Raw genomic sequence first — 17,980 nt, 5'->3', positions numbered from 1 at the left:
GACCATGATCACTCCCGATCCCGCGAACCAGGCACCACCCGCCGCCTCGCTTCGCTCCGGACCAGCCGCGCCCGGTACGCTCACCGCCGTGCCACACGCTGATCAGTCCCAAACCACTCAGAAGGGCGCTTCCGTGACATATCCGGGGCCGCCGCGTCCGGTTCACGTCCCCGCCACACCCCTGGCGGAGCTGGCCGGACAGCTGGGTGCCGAGCAGCCGGAGAGCGGCGCGGAGGTCACGGGCATCACCCACGACTCACGCGCCGTCCGCCCCGGCGACCTGTACGCCGCCCTCCCCGGAGCCCGACTGCACGGCGCCGACTTCTCCACCCAGGCCGCGGGCCTCGGCGCGGTCGCCGTGCTGACCGACCCGGCCGGCGCCGAACGCGCCGCCGCGACCGGCCTGCCGGTCCTGGTGGTCGACGACCCGCGCGGGCAGATGGGGGAACTGGCGGCCACGATCTACGGCCACCCCGGCCGCGAGCTGCTCCAGATCGGCATCACCGGCACCTCCGGCAAGACCACCACCGCCTATCTCGTCGAGGGCGGCCTGAAGTCGGCCAAGGCCACCGGGCTGATCGGCACGGTCGAGACGCGCATCGGCGACGAACGCATCAAGTCCGAGCGCACCACCCCGGAGGCCACCGACCTCCAGGCCCTGTTCGCCGTCATGCGCGAACGCGGCGTCGAGGCGGTCGCGATGGAGGTCTCCAGCCACGCCCTGGTCCTCGGCCGGGTCGACGCCTGTGTCTTCGACATCGCCGTGTTCACCAACCTCAGCCCGGAACACATGGAGTTCCACTCCGACATGGAGGACTACTTCCGGGCCAAGGCACAGCTGTTCACCCCGCTGCGCAGCAGGCTGGGTGTGGTCAACCTCGACGACGAGTACGGCCGCCGGCTGGCCGGCGAGGCCACCGTCCCGGTCGTCACGTTCTCCGCCGAGGGCCACCCCGACGCCGACTGGCGGGCCGTGGACGTCCAGGTCGGCCCGATGGACTCGACGTTCACCGTCCTCGGCCCGAACGGAGAGCGGATCGCCGCCAGGTCGCCGATCGCCGGCCCCTTCAACGTGGCCAACAGCCTCGGCGCGATCGTCTCCCTCGCCGCCGCCGGGCTCGACCCGCAGACCGCCGCCGACGGCGTGGCCGCCGTACCGGGCGTGCCGGGCCGGCTGGAGCGGGTGGACGCCGGACAGGACTACCTCGCGGTCGTCGACTACGCGCACAAGACGGACGCCGTCGAGTCGGTGCTCAGGGCGCTGCGCAAGGTCACCAAGGGCAGGCTGCACGTGGTGCTCGGCTGCGGCGGCGACCGCGACACGACCAAGCGGGCCCCGATGGGCGCCGCCGTGGCCCGGCTCGCCGACACCGCCGTACTGACCTCCGACAACCCCCGCTCCGAGGACCCCCTCGCGATCCTCGCGACGATGCTCCAGGGCGCCGCGTCGGTGCCGGCCCACGAGCGCGGCGAGGTGCAGCTGTTCGAGGACCGGGCCGCCGCGATCGCCGCCGCCGTAGGCCGGGCGCGGCCCGGCGACACCGTGCTGGTCGCGGGCAAGGGCCACGAGCAGGGCCAGGACATCGCCGGTGTGGTCCGTCCCTTCGACGACCGCCAGGTGCTTCGCGAAGCTATCCAGAAGACCCAGGGATGAACTTGTGATCGCCCTCTCCCTCGCCGAGATCGCAGCAGTCGTCGGCGGGCAGACGCACGACATACCGGATCCGTCCGTCCAGGTCACCGGGCCCGTCGTCCGGGACTCCCGTGAGGTGGAGCCCGGCAGCCTCTTCGTCGCCTTCGTCGGCGAACGGGTGGACGGCCACGAATACGCGCGGGCGGTCGTCGAGGCGGGCGCGGTGGCCGTACTGGCCTCGCGCCCCGTCGGCGTGCCCGCGATCGTCGTGGACGACGTCCAGTCGGCGCTCGGCGCCCTCGCCCGGCACGTCGTACGCACGCTCGGCACGACCCTCGTCGCCCTCACCGGCTCGGCCGGCAAGACCAGCACCAAGGACCTCATCGCCCAGGTCCTGCGGCGCAAGGCACCGACGGTGTTCACGCCCGGCTCGCTCAACAACGAGATCGGGCTGCCGCTGACCGCCCTGTCCGCCACCGAGGAGACCAAGTTCCTCGTGCTGGAGATGGGCGCCCGCGGTATCGGCCACATCCGCTACCTCGCCGATCTGACGCCACCGAAGATCGGCCTCGTACTGAACGTCGGCACCGCCCACATCGGTGAGTTCGGCGGCCGCGAGCAGATCGCCCAGGCCAAGGGCGAACTCGTCGAGAGCCTTCCGCCGGCGAGCGAGGGCGGCGCGGCGGTCCTCAACGCCGACGACCCCTTGGTCCGGGCCATGGCCTCCCGTACGAAGGCGAAGGTGGTCCTTTTCGGAGAGTCCGACGAAGCGGACGTACGCGCCGAGAACGTGAGACTCACGGACACCGGACAGCCCGCCTTCAGGCTTCACACACCCTCCGGTGCAAGCGATGTGACCATGCGCCTGTACGGTGAGCATCACGTGTCGAACGCGCTCGCCGCGGCCGCCGTCGCCCATGAGCTGGGCATGTCCGCGGAAGAGATCGCCACCGCGCTTTCCGAGGCGGGCTCCCTCTCCCGCTGGCGGATGGAGGTCACCGAGCGCCCGGACGGCGTGACGATCGTCAACGACGCCTACAACGCGAACCCCGAGTCCATGCGAGCCGCCCTGCGCGCGCTCGCGGCCATGGGCAAGGGACGTCGTACGTGGGCGGTGCTCGGCAAGATGGCCGAGCTGGGGGACGAGGCGCTCGCCGAGCACGACGCGGTCGGACGGCTCGCCGTCCGGCTCAATGTCGGCAAGCTCGTCGCGGTCGGGGGCAGGGAAGCCGCCTGGCTGCAACTGGGCGCATATAACGAGGGTTCGTGGGGTGAGGAGTCGGTGCACGTGTCCGACGCACAGGCGGCTGTCGACCTGTTGCGCAGCGAGTTGCGCCCGGGAGACGTCGTACTCGTGAAGGCGTCCCGTTCGGTCGGTCTGGAGAGCGTCGCGCAGGCGCTGCTGGAGACCGGTGCCGAGGGAGAGGTCGCCGCCCGATGATGAATCAGATCCTGTTCGCGGGTGTCCTCGGCCTCTTCCTGACGATGGCCGGCACTCCGCTGCTGATCAAGCTGCTGGCCCGCAAGGGGTACGGCCAGTACATCCGCGACGACGGCCCGCGCGAGCACGCCAGCAAGCGCGGTACGCCGACCATGGGCGGTATCGCCTTCATCCTGGCGACGGTCGCGGCGTACTTCCTGTCCAAGCTCATCACCGGCAAGCCGCCGACCTACTCGGGTCTGCTGGTGCTGGGCCTGATGGTCGGCATGGGTCTGGTCGGTTTCCTCGACGACTACATCAAGATCGTCAAGCGGCGTTCGCTGGGGCTGCGGGCCAAGGCGAAGATGGCCGGCCAGCTGATCGTGGGCATCAGCTTCGCCGTGCTGTCCCTGCAGTTCGCGGACTCCCGCAACAACACTCCGGCCTCCACGAAGCTGTCGTTCATCACGGACTTCGGCTGGACCATCGGCCCGGTGCTGTTCGTGCTCTGGGCGCTGTTCATGATCCTCGCGATGTCGAACGGCGTGAACCTCACCGACGGTCTCGACGGCCTCGCCACCGGCGCGTCCGTCCTGGTCTTCGGCGCGTACACCTTCATCGGTGTCTGGCAGTTCCAGGAGTCCTGCGCCAACGGCGAGACGCTGACCAACCCCAACGCCTGTTACGAGGTGCGCGACCCCCTCGACCTCGCGGTCGTCTCCGCCGCGCTGATGGGCGCCTGCCTCGGCTTCCTGTGGTGGAACACCTCGCCGGCCAAGATCTTCATGGGGGACACCGGTTCGCTGGCCCTCGGCGGTGTGCTCGCGGGTCTCGCGATCTGCTCCCGCACCGAGCTGCTGATGGCCGTCCTGGGCGGCCTGTTCGTCCTCATCACCATGTCGGTGGTCATCCAGGTCGGCTCCTTCAAGCTGACCGGCAAGCGCGTCTTCCGGATGGCGCCGCTTCAGCACCACTTCGAACTCAAGGGCTGGTCCGAAGTCCTGGTGGTGGTCCGCTTCTGGATCATCCAGGGCATCTGCGTGATCGTCGGACTGGGCGTCTTCTACGCGGGATGGGCAGCGGAAAAGTGACCGACTGGCAGGGGAAGAACGTCACCGTCGCCGGGCTCGGCGTCTCCGGCATCCCGGCGGCCAGGGTGCTGCACGGGCTCGGCGCGAAGGTCACCGTCGTCAACGACGGCGACGACGCGCGCGCGCGTGAGCAGGCCGCGGGGCTTCGGGAGCTGGGCGTCACCGTGCGCCTCGGTGACGGGGCGACCCTGCCCGAGGGCACCGAACTGATCGTCACCGCGCCCGGCTGGAAGCCGGACAAGCCGTTGTTCACGGCGGCGGCCGCGGCCGGTGTGCCGGTGTGGGGCGACGTCGAACTCGCCTGGCGCCTCAGGGGACCCGACGCGGCCCCCTGGTTGTGCGTCACCGGCACCAACGGCAAGACCACCACCACCCAGATGCTGGCGTCGATCCTGAAGGCGGCCGGCCTGCGTACGGCGGCCGTCGGCAACATCGGCGTCTCGCTGCTGGACGCGGTCCTCGGCGAGGAACGCTACGACGTCCTCGCCGTGGAACTCTCCAGCTACCAGCTGCACTGGGCGCCCTCCCTGCGCGCCCACTCGGCCGCCGTGCTGAACCTCGCCCCGGACCACCTCGACTGGCACGGCTCCATGGAGGCGTACGCCAAGGACAAGGGCCGCGTCTACGAGGGCAATCGGGTCGCCTGCGTCTACAACATGGCCGACAAGGCCACCGAGGACCTGGTGCGCGAGGCGGACGTCGAGGAGGGCTGCCGGGCCGTCGGCTTCACGCTCGGCGCCCCCGGCCCGTCCCAACTCGGCGTCGTTGACGGCATCCTGGTGGACCGCGCCTTCGTCGAGAACCGGCAGAAGAACGCCCAGGAACTGGCCGAGGTCTCCGACGTCAACCCGCCGGCCCCGCACAACATCGCCAACGCCCTTGCCGCGGCGGCCCTCGCACGGGCCTTCGGGGTGCCCGCCAGGGCCGTACGGGACGGGCTGCGGGCCTTCACGCCCGACGCCCACCGGATCGCCCACGTGGCGGACCTGGACGGTGTCGCGTACGTCGACGACTCCAAGGCCACCAACACCCATGCGGCTGAGGCCTCGTTGGCGGCCTACGAGTCGATCGTGTGGATCGCGGGCGGCCTCGCCAAGGGGGCTACCTTCGACGAGCTGGTCACCAGGGCGGCGGAGCGGCTGCGCGGGGTCGTGCTCATCGGCGCCGATCGTGCCCTGATCCGTGAAGCCCTGGCGCGACACGCCCCGGAAGTACCGGTCGTCGACCTCGACCGGACCGACACTGGGGCGATGCTCGCGGCTGTCCAGGAGGCCCGCGGCCTCGCCACCGAAGGCGACACGGTACTGCTCGCACCGGCCTGCGCCTCCATGGACATGTTCGTCAACTACAACCAGCGCGGTGACGCGTTCGCGCAGGCCGTTCGCGAACTCGGCGCCTGACCCGGCCGCCTGCCGGGCGGACCTTGGGAGGGACGCGTGGGACCGTTGATGCCGACGTTCACCGGAGGCTGCGGTGCCCGGTAGCCGTACCGGGCGGCCGCCCGTCCAGCGGACCGTCCGCAGACCCGCCGTCGGGCCGCCGCGGGACAACCCCGCACTGCGGCTCTACACGCGTGCCCGCAAGGCCTGGGACCGGCCGCTGACCGCCTACTACCTGATCCTGGGCGGCAGCCTGCTGATCACCGTGCTGGGCCTGGTGATGGTCTACTCGGCCTCGCAGATCACCGCGTTGCAGATGTCGTTGCCGGGCTCGTTCTTCTTCCGCAAGCAGTTCCTCGCGGCCGCCATCGGCGGGCTGCTGATGCTGGCCGCCTCCCGCATGCCGGTGAAACTGCATCGGGCGCTGGCCTACCCGATCCTCGCGGGAGCCGTCTTCCTGATGGCCCTGGTGCAGGTGCCGGGGATAGGGATGTCGGTCAACGGCAACCAGAACTGGATCTCGCTCGGCGGCTCGTTCCAGATCCAGCCCAGCGAGTTCGGCAAGCTCGCGCTGGTGCTGTGGGGCGCCGACCTGCTGGCCCGCAAGCAGGACAAGAGGCTGCTGAGCCAGTGGAAACACCTGCTGGTGCCGCTCGTCCCGGTCGCGTTCATGCTGCTCGGGCTGATCATGCTCGGCGGCGACATGGGGACGGCGATCATCCTCACGGCGATCCTGTTCGGCCTGCTGTGGCTGGCGGGCGCGCCCACCCGCCTCTTCGCGGGCGTGCTCTCGATCGCCGCCCTGATCGGCGTGATCCTCATCAAGACCAGCCCGAACCGCATGGCCCGGCTCGCCTGCATCGGCGCCACCGAACCGAAGTCCGGGGCGGCCGACTGCTGGCAGGCCGTGCACGGGATCTACGCCCTCGCCTCGGGCGGTATCTTCGGTTCCGGGCTCGGGGCGAGTGTGGAGAAATGGGGCCAACTCCCCGAGGCGCACACCGACTTCATCTTCGCCGTCACCGGTGAGGAACTGGGTCTCGCGGGGACGCTGTCGGTGCTCGCCCTGTTCGCGGCTCTAGGCTATGCGGGTATCCGCGTGGCCGGACGCACGGAGGACCCCTTCGTCAGGTATGCCGCGGGAGGCGTGACCACCTGGATCACGGCCCAGGCCGTGATCAACATCGGTGCGGTGCTCGGCCTGCTGCCGATCGCCGGTGTCCCCCTCCCGCTGTTCTCCTACGGGGGATCCGCCCTGCTGCCGACCATGTTCGCCATCGGGCTGCTGATCGCCTTCGCACGCGACGAGCCCGCTGCGCGGGCCGCGCTTGCGATGCGGCAGCCCCGCTTTGGTAGAAAGCGGGGAGCCGGGGGCCTCACGGGGTCCCGGAGATGGAACACGATGAGACGGCGTGCCTCGGCGGCGCGTACGTCCGGAGAGCGGTGAATTTCGGTGCATGTCGTACTCGCTGGTGGGGGGACCGCCGGCCACATCGAGCCCGCGCTCGCCCTCGCGGACGCCCTGCGCAGGCAGGACCCCTCGGTGGGGATCACGGCCCTGGGCACGGAGCGCGGTCTGGAGACCACGCTCGTACCCCAGCGGGGTTACGAGCTCGCGCTGATCCCCGCGGTGCCGCTGCCGCGCAAGCCGACCCCCGAGCTGATCACCGTCCCCGGCCGGCTGCGCGGCACGATCAAGGCGGCCGAGCAGATCCTGGAGCGCACCAGGGCCGACGTGGTCGTCGGCTTCGGCGGATACGTGGCGCTGCCCGCCTATCTCGCCGCCAAGCGCCGGGGCGTGCCGATCGTCATCCACGAGGCCAACGCCCGCCCCGGCCTGGCCAACAAGATCGGCTCGCGGTACGCCGCCCGCGTCGCCGTCTCCACGCCCGACAGCAAGCTCCGCGACGCCCGCTACATCGGCATCCCGCTGCGCCGCTCCATCGCCACCCTGGACCGCGCCGCCGCGCGCCCCGAGGCGCGGCACGTGTTCGGCCTCGACCCGAACCTGCCGACGCTGCTCGTCTCCGGCGGTTCGCAGGGCGCCCGCCGCCTCAACGAGGTGGTCCAGCAGGTCGCCCCCTGGCTCCAGCAGGCGGGCATCCAGATCCTGCACGCGGTCGGCCCGAAGAACGAACTGCCGCACGTCCAGCAGATGCCGGGAATGCCCCCGTACATCCCGGTACCGTACGTGGACCGGATGGACCTCGCGTACGCCGCGGCCGACATGATGCTCTGCCGCGCGGGCGCGATGACCGTCGCCGAACTCTCCGCCGTCGGGCTTCCCGCCGCCTACGTCCCGCTGCCCATCGGCAACGGCGAACAGCGGCTGAACGCCCAGCCGGTGGTCAAGGCCGGCGGCGGCCTCCTGGTCGACGACGCGGAACTGACCCCGGAATGGATCCGGGAGAACGTCCTGCCCGTGCTCGCCGACCCGCACCGGCTGTACGAGATGTCCCGCGCGGCCGGCGAGTTCGGCCGTCGCGACGCCGACGACCTGCTCGTCGGCATGGTGTACGAGGCGATCGCCGCCTCGCGTGCACACCGTTAGGCACGAATGACGAAAGGGCAGGGAGCATGGCCGGATCCGCCACCGCCGAGCGCGGGGCACGCCAGCAGGAGTCGTCCGGCCCGCCCCTGGTCCGGCGACTCGGTCCACGCCGGCTTCGTACGATCATCATCATCGTGCTCGCCGTCGTCCTCCTCGGCGCCGGCGCGGGCTGGCTGCTGTACGGCTCCCAGTGGATGCGCGTGGACCGTGTCTCCGTCTCCGGCACGGCAGTTCTGACGCCGGCGCAGGTCCGCGAGGCGGCAGCCGTCCCGGTGGGCTCACCGCTGGTCTCCGTCGACACCGGCGCGATCGAGGAGCGATTGCGGAAAGAACTGCGCCGGATCGACTCGGTCGAAGTCACCCGTTCCTGGCCCGACGGAATCGGTCTGAAAGTGACCGAGCGGACGCCCGTCCTGCTTGTCCAAAAGGGGCGGAACTTCGTCGAAGTGGACGATGAAGGAGTCCTTTTCGCCACCGTTTCCCAGGCGCCCAAGGGCGTTCCGCTGCTGGAACCGGAACTCTCCCCCGCGAGTTCGGCGGCCGCGAGCCTGCGCCGTTTCGGCGAGGACCGCCTCGTCCGCGAGGCCGTGCGGACCGCCGGCGCCCTGCCGCCTGCGGTCGCCCGGGACACCCGGGTCGTCAAGGTCCGTTCCTACGACGACATCTCGCTGGAGTTGAGCGGCGGACGGACCGTCGTGTGGGGGAGCGCCGAGAACGGCGCGGCGAAGAGCCGTACCATCCTCGCCCTGATGAAAGCCTCCCCGGACGCACGGCACTTCGATGTCAGCGTTCCCACCGCCCCTGCGTCAGCAGGGAGTTGACGCACATCCGCGCAGGCCAGCACCCTGGTTGGGCAGCGACACGGCTGATCACATAGGGTGAAAAGAAAAACGGGAGGTTCGGCGTGTTCGTTGAACGGGCGCCACTTGTCGACTTAGTGTCCTGTTCGGAAGACTTCAAGGAACAGGCACACTGGTAACCCTAAACTTCAGCGTTAGGGTTCGGGTCGGCGAAACGGACCGTCCCATTCGGCATCAGTCGCCGGATCGCGGAGCGCAGAGCGTCTCGCGAACCAGCGACACGTAACTCGAGGCGAGAGGCCTTCGACGTGGCAGCACCGCAGAACTACCTCGCAGTCATCAAAGTCATCGGTGTCGGCGGCGGTGGTGTCAATGCCATCAACCGGATGATCGAGGTCGGTCTCAAGGGTGTCGAGTTCATCGCCATCAACACGGACGCCCAGGCTCTGTTGATGAGCGACGCCGACGTCAAACTCGACGTCGGCCGCGAACTCACCCGCGGACTCGGCGCCGGAGCCAACCCGGCCGTCGGCCGCAAGGCCGCAGAGGACCACCGCGAGGAGATCGAGGAGGTCCTCAAGGGGGCCGACATGGTCTTCGTGACGGCCGGTGAAGGTGGCGGCACCGGTACCGGCGGCGCACCCGTCGTGGCCAACATCGCACGCTCCCTCGGCGCCCTCACCATCGGTGTGGTCACGCGCCCGTTCACCTTCGAGGGACGGCGTCGTGCGAACCAGGCCGAGGACGGCATCGCGGAACTCCGCGAAGAGGTCGACACCCTCATCGTCATCCCCAACGACCGGCTGCTGTCCATCTCGGACCGCCAGGTCTCCGTCCTCGACGCGTTCAAGTCGGCGGACCAGGTCCTGCTCTCCGGTGTCCAGGGCATCACCGACCTCATCACCACGCCCGGTCTGATCAACCTCGACTTCGCCGACGTCAAGTCGGTCATGTCCGAGGCGGGTTCGGCCCTCATGGGCATCGGTTCGGCCCGCGGCGACGACCGCGCGGTGGCCGCCGCCGAGATGGCGATCTCCTCGCCGCTGCTCGAGGCGTCCATCGACGGCGCCCGGGGCGTGCTCCTGTCCATCTCCGGCGGCTCCGACCTCGGCCTGTTCGAGATCAACGAGGCCGCCCAGCTGGTCAGCGAGGCGGCCCACCCCGAGGCCAACATCATCTTCGGCGCGGTCATCGACGACGCGCTCGGCGACGAGGTCCGGGTCACCGTCATCGCGGCCGGCTTCGACGGGGGCCAGCCCCCGGCCCGCCGGGACACCGTCCTCGGCTCGGCCTCCTCGTCCTCCTCTCCGCCCCGCCGCGAGGAGCCCACTCCGGTACGGCAGTCCGAGAGCCGCCCGAGCTTCGGCTCGCTCGGCAGCGTGACCCCGAAGGAGGACCCGGCGCCGGCGCCCGAGCCGGTGGCCGACATCCCGGTCACCCCGCCGGTACCGCCGTCCCGGAGCTACTCGGACAGCGCGGCCGAGGAACTGGACGTGCCGGACTTCCTGAAGTGATAGGACAGCGCGGACACGCGAGCGGCGCGCACTTCGCCTTCACCGACCGGTGGGGTGGGGTGAGCGCCGCTCCGTATGAGGAGCTCAATCTCGGCGGCGCGGTCGGCGACGACCCCGAGGCCGTACGGACCAACCGGGAGTCGGCGGCCAAGTCGCTGGGTCTCGAAGCGGGCCGGGTCGTCTGGATGAACCAGGTGCACGGCGCGGACGTCGCCGTCGTCGACGGTCCCTGGGGCATGGGGGTCCCGGTGCCCGAGGTCGACGCGATCGTCACCCGGGAGCGGGGGCTCGCCCTCGCCGTGCTCACCGCCGACTGCACGCCGGTCCTGCTCGCCGACCCGGTCGCCGGTGTCGTGGGAGCGGCCCATGCCGGCCGGCCCGGGATGGTCACGGGGATCGTCCCCGCCGCCGTACGGGCCATGGTCGGACTCGGCGCCGAGCCTTCCCGGATCGTCGCCCGTACCGGACCCGCCGTCTGCGGCCGGTGCTACGAGGTGCCGGAGACGATGCGGGCCGAGGTGGCCGCCGTCGAGCCGGCCGCGCACGCCGAGACGAGCTGGGGCACTCCCGCGGTCGATGTGACCGCCGGGGTGCACGCGCAGCTCGACCGGCTCGGGGTGCACGACCGGGAGCAGTCGCCGGTGTGCACGCGCGAGTCGAAGGACCACTTCTCGTACCGCCGCGATCGCACCACGGGGCGACTCGCGGGATATGTCTGGCTGGGCTGATGGTGCATGACGGACCGTAAGGGCGAACTCGCCGCAAATCTGGCGAACGTGGAACGGCGCATCGCGGCCGCGTGTACGGCGGCCGGGCGCAAGCGCGAAGAAGTGACCCTGATCGTGGTCACCAAGACCTATCCGGCGAGCGATGTGCGGATCCTGTCGGAGCTCGGTGTGCGGCACGTCGCGGAGAACCGGGACCAGGACGCGGCACCCAAGGCCGCGGCCTGCTCGGATCTGTCCCTTTCCTGGCATTTCGTGGGCCAGTTGCAGACCAACAAGGTGCGCTCCGTGGTCGGTTACGCGGATGTCGTGCAGTCCGTCGACCGCGCCCGGCTGGTCACGGCCCTGTCGAAGGAGGCCGAGCGGGTCGGACGCGAGGTCGGCTGCCTCATCCAGGTCGCGCTCGACGCGGGGGAGTCCTCGGTGGGAGGGGGTGCGCGGGGGGAGCGGGGCGGCGTCGCGCCGGGCGGGATCGCGGAGTTGGCCGACCTCGTCGCCGGCGCTCCGGGGCTCCGGCTCGGCGGCCTGATGACAGTCGCACCTCTGACCGGGGAGTACGCCGGACAGCAACAGGCGGCGTTCGAGCGGTTGATGGATTTGTCGACTGACCTGCGCCGAACTCATCCGGCTGCGAACATGGTCTCGGCAGGGATGAGTGCGGACCTCGAACAGGCCGTGGCGGCCGGAGCGACACATGTACGCGTCGGTACCGCGGTACTCGGAGACCGCCCCAGGCTCGGGTAACGTCGCCAGGAAGTCGGACCACAGCAGAAAATATGGTCATTACCGCCCGAAAGGCGGCATAAGGACCACGTGGATCGCGGGACTTGGCAGTCGTCAGCGGATCCACCACAGAGCGGAGGACTCAGAGCATGGCCGGCGCGATGCGCAAGATGGCGGTCTACCTCGGCCTCGTGGAGGACGATGGGTACGACGGCCGGGGTTTCGACCCCGACGACGACTTCGAACCCGAGCTCGATCCTGAGCCCGAGCGTGACCACCGACGGCACGAGCCGTCGCACCAGTCGCATGGAGCACATCAGTCCCAAAGGGACGAAGAGGTGCGAATCACCCAACCGCCCGTGCCGCGCGAGCCGATGGCAAGATCCGCTTCGCCAAGCGCGGAATCCGGGCGTCCGGCGCGGATCGCGCCCGTGGCATCCATCACACAAGAACGTCAGTCCCTGGAGAAGAACGCACCGGTGATCATGCCCAAGGTCGTGTCGGAACGAGAGCCGTACCGGATCACCACGCTCCACCCCCGGACCTACAACGAGGCCCGTACCATCGGGGAACACTTCCGTGAGGGCACCCCGGTGATCATGAATCTGACTGAGATGGATGACACAGACGCGAAGCGACTTGTCGACTTTGCGGCCGGTTTGGTGTTTGGTCTTCACGGCAGCATCGAGCGGGTGACGCAGAAGGTGTTCCTGTTGTCGCCTGCTAACGTCGATGTCACGGCGGAGGACAAGGCCCGCATCGCAGAGGGCGGGTTCTTCAACCAGAGCTGAGACGCACGACCGGAACAGCAGTGACGAGAAAGTACGTAAGCAGGGGAGAGGGAAGCACCGAACATGAGCGTGGTCCTGGATGTCGTCTACATCGCGCTGATGGTCTTCCTCATCGTGCTCATTTTCCGGCTGGTCATGGACTACGTCTTCCAGTTCGCCCGCTCATGGCAGCCCGGCAAGGCGATGGTGGTCGTTCTGGAGGCCACCTACACTGTCACCGATCCACCGCTCAAGCTTCTGCGGCGGGTCATCCCGCCGTTGCGTCTCGGGGGCGTGGCGCTCGACCTGTCCTTCTTCGTACTGATGATCATCGTCTACATCCTGATCTCGATCGTGAGCCGGCTGTGAGCGATGTGAACTACCGTCTTGCCGAATGCCGACGACTACGTTGAGGTGAAGAGATGCCGTTGACCCCCGAGGACGTGCGGAACAAGCAGTTCACGACCGTCCGCCTCCGAGAAGGCTATGACGAGGACGAGGTCGATGCCTTCCTCGACGAGGTCGAAGCCGAACTGACCCGCCTGCTCCGGGAGAACGAGGACCTGCGCGCCAAGCTGGCCGCTGCCACGCGTGCTGCTGCCCAGAACCAGCAGAACATGCGCAAGCCTCCGGAGCCTCAGGACCAGCAGCAGGGGATGCCCCCGCAGCAGCAGGGTATGCCCCAGCAGGGTATGCCGCAGCAGGGGATGCCGCAGGGCATGCGTGGGCCGGGCGCCCCGGTGCCCGCCGGCATATCGGGCCCGCCGCAGCAGCAGATGGGTGGCCCCATGGGTGGCCCGCCCCAGCTGCCTAGCGGTGCCCCGCAGCTGCCCGCCGGTCCCGGCGGTGGTCAGGGTGGTCCGCAGGGCCCCGGCCAGATGGGCCAGGGCCAGATGCAGGGCCAGATGCAGGGTCAGATGGGCCAGGGTCAGATGGGCCAGGGTCCGATGGGTCAGGGCCCCATGGGCCAGGGTCCGATGGGCCAGGGTCCGATGGGTGGCCAGCCCCCCATGCAGCAGCACATGGGCGGTCCGATGGGCGGCCACGGTCAGGGCCCCGGTGGCGACAGCGCCGCCCGTGTCCTCTCGCTGGCCCAGCAGACCGCCGACCAGGCGATCGCCGAGGCCCGCTCCGAGGCCAACAAGATCGTCGGTGAGGCGCGTTCGCGTGCCGAGGGTCTCGAGCGCGACGCCCGTGCCAAGGCCGACGCCCTGGAGCGGGACGCGCAGGAGAAGCACCGCGTCGCGATGGGCTCCCTGGAGTCCGCCCGCGCCACGCTGGAGCGCAAGGTCGAGGACCTGCGCGGCTTCGAGCGCGAGTACCGTACGCGCCTGAAGTCGTACCTCGAGTCCCAGCTGCGTCAGCTGGAGACCCAGGCCGACGACTCCCTCGCCCCGCCGCGCGCGCAGGCCGCTGCCTCCCTGCCGCCGTCCCCGGCGCCTTCGATGGCTCCGGCCGGCGCGAGCGCCCCGTCCTACGGCGGCGGCAACCAGGGCATGGGTGGACCGGGCCAGGCCGGCCCGTCGTACGGCGGCCAGCAGCAGATGTCTCCGGCGATGACTCAGCCGATGGCGCCGGTGCGTCCGCAGGGTCCCTCTCCGATGGGACAGGCTCCCTCGCCGATGCGTGGCTTCCTCATCGACGAGGACGACAACTGACGGCCAGTAGTACGCCTTAGGCGTCGGCAGCGTTCAAGGGCGTGGGCCCCGGATTCCGATCCGGGGCCCCGCCCTTTTTACGCGCGTTGGCAGCGATGTCGACGGCGTTCGGCGGACTGCGGACGCCGGACAAGGCGAAGGGCCCGGTCTCCCTCAGCGGGGAGACCGGGCCCTGGGTGCCGGGTGCGTTACGCCTTGCGCAGGCGGAACGTCAGGGTCAGGGCCTCGTCCGTGAACGGGGCGCCGTAGCTGTCGTCCGCCTCGCCCTGGGCGAAGTCCGTGGCGAGGACCTCGTCGGAGATCAGGGCCGAGTGGCCGGTCAGCGCGTCGACGGTCGCCGGGTCGGTCGCGGTCCAGCGGAGCGCGATCCGGTCGGCGACGTCGAGGCCGCTGTTCTTGCGGGCCTCCTGGATCAGGCGGATCGCGTCACGGGCCAGGCCGGCTCGGCGCAGCTCCTCGGTGATCTCCAGGTCGAGGGCGACCGTCGCGCCCGAGTCGGACGCCACCGACCAGCCCTCGCGCGGAGTCTCCGTGATGATGACCTCGTCGGGAGCGAGGCTGACGGTCTCGCCGTCGACCTCCACCGACGCCGTGCCCTCGCGCAGGGCGAGGGAGAGCGCGGCCGCGTCGGCGTTCGCCACGGCCTTGGCCACGTCCTGGACGCGCTTGCCGAACCGCTTGCCCAGGGCACGGAAGTTGGCCTTGGCGGTCGTGTCGACCAGGCTGCCGCCGACCTCGGAGAGCGACGCGAGCGACTCGACGTTCAGCTCCTCCGTGATCTGCGCGTGCAGCTCGGCGGAGAGTGCGTCGAAGCCCGTGGCCGCGATGAGCGCGCGGCGCAGCGGCTGGCGGGTCTTGACGCCCGACTCCGCGCGCGTGGCACGGCCCAGCTCGACCAGGCGGCGCACCAGGACCATCTGCTTCGACAGCTCCGGGTCGATCGCGGAGAGGTCAGCCTCCGGCCAGGACGCCAGGTGCACCGACTCCGGGGCGCCCGGGGTGACCGGCGCGACCAGGTCCTGCCAGACCCGCTCGGTGATGAACGGGGTCAGCGGGGCCATCAGCTTCGTGACCGTCTCGACGACCTCGTGCAGGGTGCGCAGCGCGGCCTTGTCGCCCTGCCAGAAGCGGCGACGGGAGCGGCGTACGTACCAGTTGGACAGGTCGTCGACGAACGCCGAGAGGAGCTTGCCGGCGCGCTGGGTGTCGTAGGCCTCCAGCGCCTGGGTCACCTGGTCGGTGAGGGCGTGGAGTTCGGAGAGGAGCCAGCGGTCGAGGACGGGCCGGTCGGCCGGGGCCGGGTCGGCCTCGGAGGGGGACCAGCCGGACGTGCGGGCGTACAGCGCCTGGAAGGCGACCGTGTTCCAGTAGGTGAGCAGGGTCTTGCGCACCACCTCCTGGATGGTGCCGTGACCGACGCGGCGGGCCGCCCAGGGGGAGCCGCCGGCCGCCATGAACCAGCGGACCGCGTCGGCGCCGTGCTGGTCCATCAGCGGGATCGGCTGGAGGATGTTGCCCAGGTGCTTGGACATCTTGCGGCCGTCCTCGGCGAGGATGTGGCCGAGGCAGACGACGTTCTCGTAACTGGACTTGTCGAAGACCAGGGTGCCGATCGCCATCAGCGTGTAGAACCAGCCGCGGGTCTGGTCGATGGCCTCGCTGATGAACTGCGCCGGGTAGCGGGACTCGAAGAGTTCCTTGTTCTTGTACGGGTAGCCCCACTGCGCGAACGGCATCGAACCCGAGTCGTACCAGGCGTCGATGACCTCGGGCACGCGCGTGGCGAGCCGGCCGCAGTTCTCGTGCGGGCAGTCGAAGGTGACCGCGTCGATGTACGGGCGGTGAGGGTCGAGTTCGGACTGGTCGGTGCCGGTCAGCTCGGTCAGCTCCGCGCGCGAGCCGACGACGGTGAGGTGGTCGTCCTCGCAGCGCCAGATCGGCAGCGGGGTGCCCCAGTAGCGGCTGCGGGAGAGCGCCCAGTCGATGTTGTTGTTCAGCCAGTCGCCGAAGCGGCCGTGCTTGACCGTGTCCGGGTACCAGTTGGTCTTCTCGTTCTCCTGGAGGAGGCGGTCCTTGACGGCCGTGGTGCGGATGTACCAGGACGGCTGCGCGTAGTAGAGCAGTGCGGTGTGGCAGCGCCAGCAGTGCGGGTAGCTGTGCTCGTACGGGATGTGCTTGAAGAGGAGACCGCGCTGCTGGAGGTCCTCGGTGAGCTTCTCGTCCGCCTTCTTGAAGAAGACGCCGCCGACCAGCGGGACGTCCTCCTCGAAGGTGCCGTTGGGGCGGATCGGGTTCACGACCGGCAGGCCGTACGCACGGCAGACCTTGAGGTCGTCCTCGCCGAAGGCGGGGGACTGGTGGACCAGACCGGTGCCGTCCTCGGTCGTCACGTACTCGGCGTTGACGACGTAGTGGGCGGGCTCCGGGAACTCGATCAGCTCGAACGGACGTTGATACGTCCAGCGCTCCATCTCGGCGCCGGTGAAGGACTCGCCGGTGGTCTCCCAGCCCTCGCCGAGCGCCTTCTCGACGAGCGGCTGCGCGACGACGAGGTTCTCCTCGCCGTTCGTCACGACGACGTAGGTGACGTCGGGGTGTGCGGCGACGGCCGTGTTGGAGACCAGCGTCCAGGGGGTCGTCGTCCACACCAGGAGCGCGGCCCGGCCGGCCAGCGGACCGGAGGTGAGAGGGAAACGGACGTACACGGAAGGGTCGACGATGGTCTCGTAGCCCTGCGCCAGCTCGTGGTCCGACAGGCCCGTCTCGTCGCGGGGGCACCAGGGGGCCACGCGGTAGTCCTGCACCAGCAGGCCCTTGTCGAAGATCTCCTTGAGCGACCACCACACCGACTCGACGTACTCCGGGTCCATGGTGCGGTAGGCGTCGTCCAGGTCGACCCAGTAGCCCATGCGGTGCGTCAGCTCGGTGAACGCGTCGGTGTGGCGCGTCACGGAGTCACGGCACCTGGCGTTGAACTCGGCGATGCCGTACGCCTCGATGTCCTGCTTGCCGGTGAAGCCCAGCTCCTTCTCCACCGCCAGCTCCACGGGCAGGCCGTGGCAGTCCCAGCCGGCCTTGCGGGCCACGTGGTAGCCGCGCATGGTGCGGAAGCGGGGGAAGACGTCCTTGAAGACGCGCGCCTCGATGTGGTGGGCGCCCGGCATGCCGTTGGCGGTGGGCGGGCCCTCGTAGAACACCCATTCGGGGCGGCCCTCGGACTGTTCCAGGCTCTTGGCGAAGATCTTCTGCTCGCGCCAGAAGTCGAGCACGGCGTGCTCGAGGGCGGGCAGGTCGACCTGGGCGGGTACCTGGCGGTACTGCGGCTGCGTGTTCAACGAGCTTCCTCCGGCGGATGTGCTGCCTTCCGTCGGAGGGACGAGAGCCTTGTCCACGCCGTGTGCGGCGCGCTCCCGCGGTACCACCCTCCTTGGCCCTCCGGTGCGCCGTACGCCCCGGGGAGCCCCCTCATTGGGGTCGCGATGCCGGTTCTACCAACCCTTGCGGGGTCTTCTTCCGGCGGCTCCGGGGTGATCTTCACGTCGCGCTCGCCCCCGGGCTTCCACCGTCCCCGGGTCGCTCTGGGCTGCGTACGCCGCTACTCGTCCCCATCCACGCTTCTCGCTCCGCCCAGTGTACGGCGCCGCACGGACCGCGGCCGACCGGTTTTCGGGCTCCGCGGGCCGAGGGCTCGCGACGGTCCCGGATGACCCGAATGG

At 70.1% G+C, this 17,980-nt stretch carries 14 protein-coding genes; 13 read left to right on the top strand and 1 reads right to left on the bottom strand.

Annotated features, from left to right (window positions below; translation table 11 throughout):
- The first annotated feature begins 133 nt into the window (after positions 1-133).
- From ACFWJX_RS33840 to ACFWJX_RS33780, 13 genes are all read left to right on the top strand, one after another.
- On the top strand, positions 134-1,654 hold the full coding sequence (locus ACFWJX_RS33840) for a UDP-N-acetylmuramoyl-L-alanyl-D-glutamate--2,6-diaminopimelate ligase (RefSeq protein ID WP_383250151.1): 1,521 nt from the start codon (positions 134-136) through the stop codon (positions 1,652-1,654).
- Between the two features lie 4 nt (positions 1,655-1,658).
- Entirely contained in the window at positions 1,659-3,074 is a 1,416-nt protein-coding gene (gene murF / locus ACFWJX_RS33835; RefSeq protein WP_383250150.1) for a UDP-N-acetylmuramoyl-tripeptide--D-alanyl-D-alanine ligase, read from the top strand.
- Positions 3,071-4,144: a phospho-N-acetylmuramoyl-pentapeptide-transferase gene (mraY, locus tag ACFWJX_RS33830; RefSeq protein WP_086765520.1), complete on the top strand. Its 1,074-nt coding sequence runs from the start codon at positions 3,071-3,073 to the stop codon at positions 4,142-4,144. Before murF ends, mraY begins: the two co-directional genes overlap by 4 nt.
- A complete protein-coding gene (gene murD, locus ACFWJX_RS33825; RefSeq protein WP_383250149.1) occupies positions 4,126-5,544 on the top strand; it encodes a UDP-N-acetylmuramoyl-L-alanine--D-glutamate ligase in 1,419 nt (472 codons plus the stop codon). Before mraY ends, murD begins: the two co-directional genes overlap by 19 nt.
- Before the next feature lie 73 nt (positions 5,545-5,617).
- Positions 5,618-6,970: a putative lipid II flippase FtsW gene (ftsW, locus tag ACFWJX_RS33820; RefSeq protein WP_383250148.1), complete on the top strand. Its 1,353-nt coding sequence runs from the start codon at positions 5,618-5,620 to the stop codon at positions 6,968-6,970.
- Between the two features lie 6 nt (positions 6,971-6,976).
- Positions 6,977-8,074, top strand: coding sequence for an undecaprenyldiphospho-muramoylpentapeptide beta-N-acetylglucosaminyltransferase (gene murG, locus ACFWJX_RS33815; RefSeq protein WP_383250147.1), 1,098 nt, complete (start codon positions 6,977-6,979; stop codon positions 8,072-8,074).
- Positions 8,075-8,100: 26 nt separating this feature from the next.
- Entirely contained in the window at positions 8,101-8,895 is a 795-nt protein-coding gene (locus ACFWJX_RS33810; protein WP_383250146.1) for a cell division protein FtsQ/DivIB, read from the top strand.
- A gap of 287 nt (positions 8,896-9,182) precedes the next feature.
- Complete coding sequence (gene ftsZ, locus ACFWJX_RS33805) at positions 9,183-10,388, top strand: cell division protein FtsZ (protein ID WP_383250145.1); 1,206 nt, start codon at positions 9,183-9,185, stop codon at positions 10,386-10,388.
- Entirely contained in the window at positions 10,385-11,116 is a 732-nt protein-coding gene (gene pgeF / locus ACFWJX_RS33800; RefSeq protein ID WP_383250144.1) for a peptidoglycan editing factor PgeF, read from the top strand. The genes ftsZ and pgeF overlap by 4 nt, the downstream gene beginning before the upstream one ends.
- Positions 11,117-11,122: 6 nt before the next feature.
- On the top strand, positions 11,123-11,857 hold the full coding sequence (locus ACFWJX_RS33795; RefSeq protein WP_383250143.1) for a YggS family pyridoxal phosphate-dependent enzyme: 735 nt from the start codon (positions 11,123-11,125) through the stop codon (positions 11,855-11,857).
- Between the two features lie 128 nt (positions 11,858-11,985).
- Positions 11,986-12,627 (top strand): cell division protein SepF, encoded by a 642-nt coding sequence (locus tag ACFWJX_RS33790; protein WP_383250142.1) that lies wholly within the window; start codon positions 11,986-11,988, stop codon positions 12,625-12,627.
- 63 nt (positions 12,628-12,690) lie between these two features.
- Positions 12,691-12,975: a YggT family protein gene (locus tag ACFWJX_RS33785; RefSeq protein ID WP_020129925.1), complete on the top strand. Its 285-nt coding sequence runs from the start codon at positions 12,691-12,693 to the stop codon at positions 12,973-12,975.
- A gap of 53 nt (positions 12,976-13,028) precedes the next feature.
- Positions 13,029-14,264, top strand: a complete 1,236-nt coding sequence (locus tag ACFWJX_RS33780) for a DivIVA domain-containing protein (protein WP_383250141.1) — start codon at positions 13,029-13,031, stop codon at positions 14,262-14,264.
- Between the two features lie 188 nt (positions 14,265-14,452).
- Here the strand turns inward: ACFWJX_RS33780 and ileS are convergent, their stop codons facing one another.
- Complete coding sequence (gene ileS / locus ACFWJX_RS33775; RefSeq protein WP_383250140.1) at positions 14,453-17,599, bottom strand: isoleucine--tRNA ligase; 3,147 nt, start codon at positions 17,597-17,599, stop codon at positions 14,453-14,455.
- Between the last annotated feature and the right edge of the window lie 381 nt (positions 17,600-17,980).

The organism is Streptomyces sp. NPDC058335 (assembly GCF_042723915.1).
GTDB lineage: Bacteria > Actinomycetota > Actinomycetes > Streptomycetales > Streptomycetaceae > Streptomyces.
Note: the sequence above shows the minus strand (reverse complement) of the source record. Positions and strands in the feature narration are given on the sequence as shown.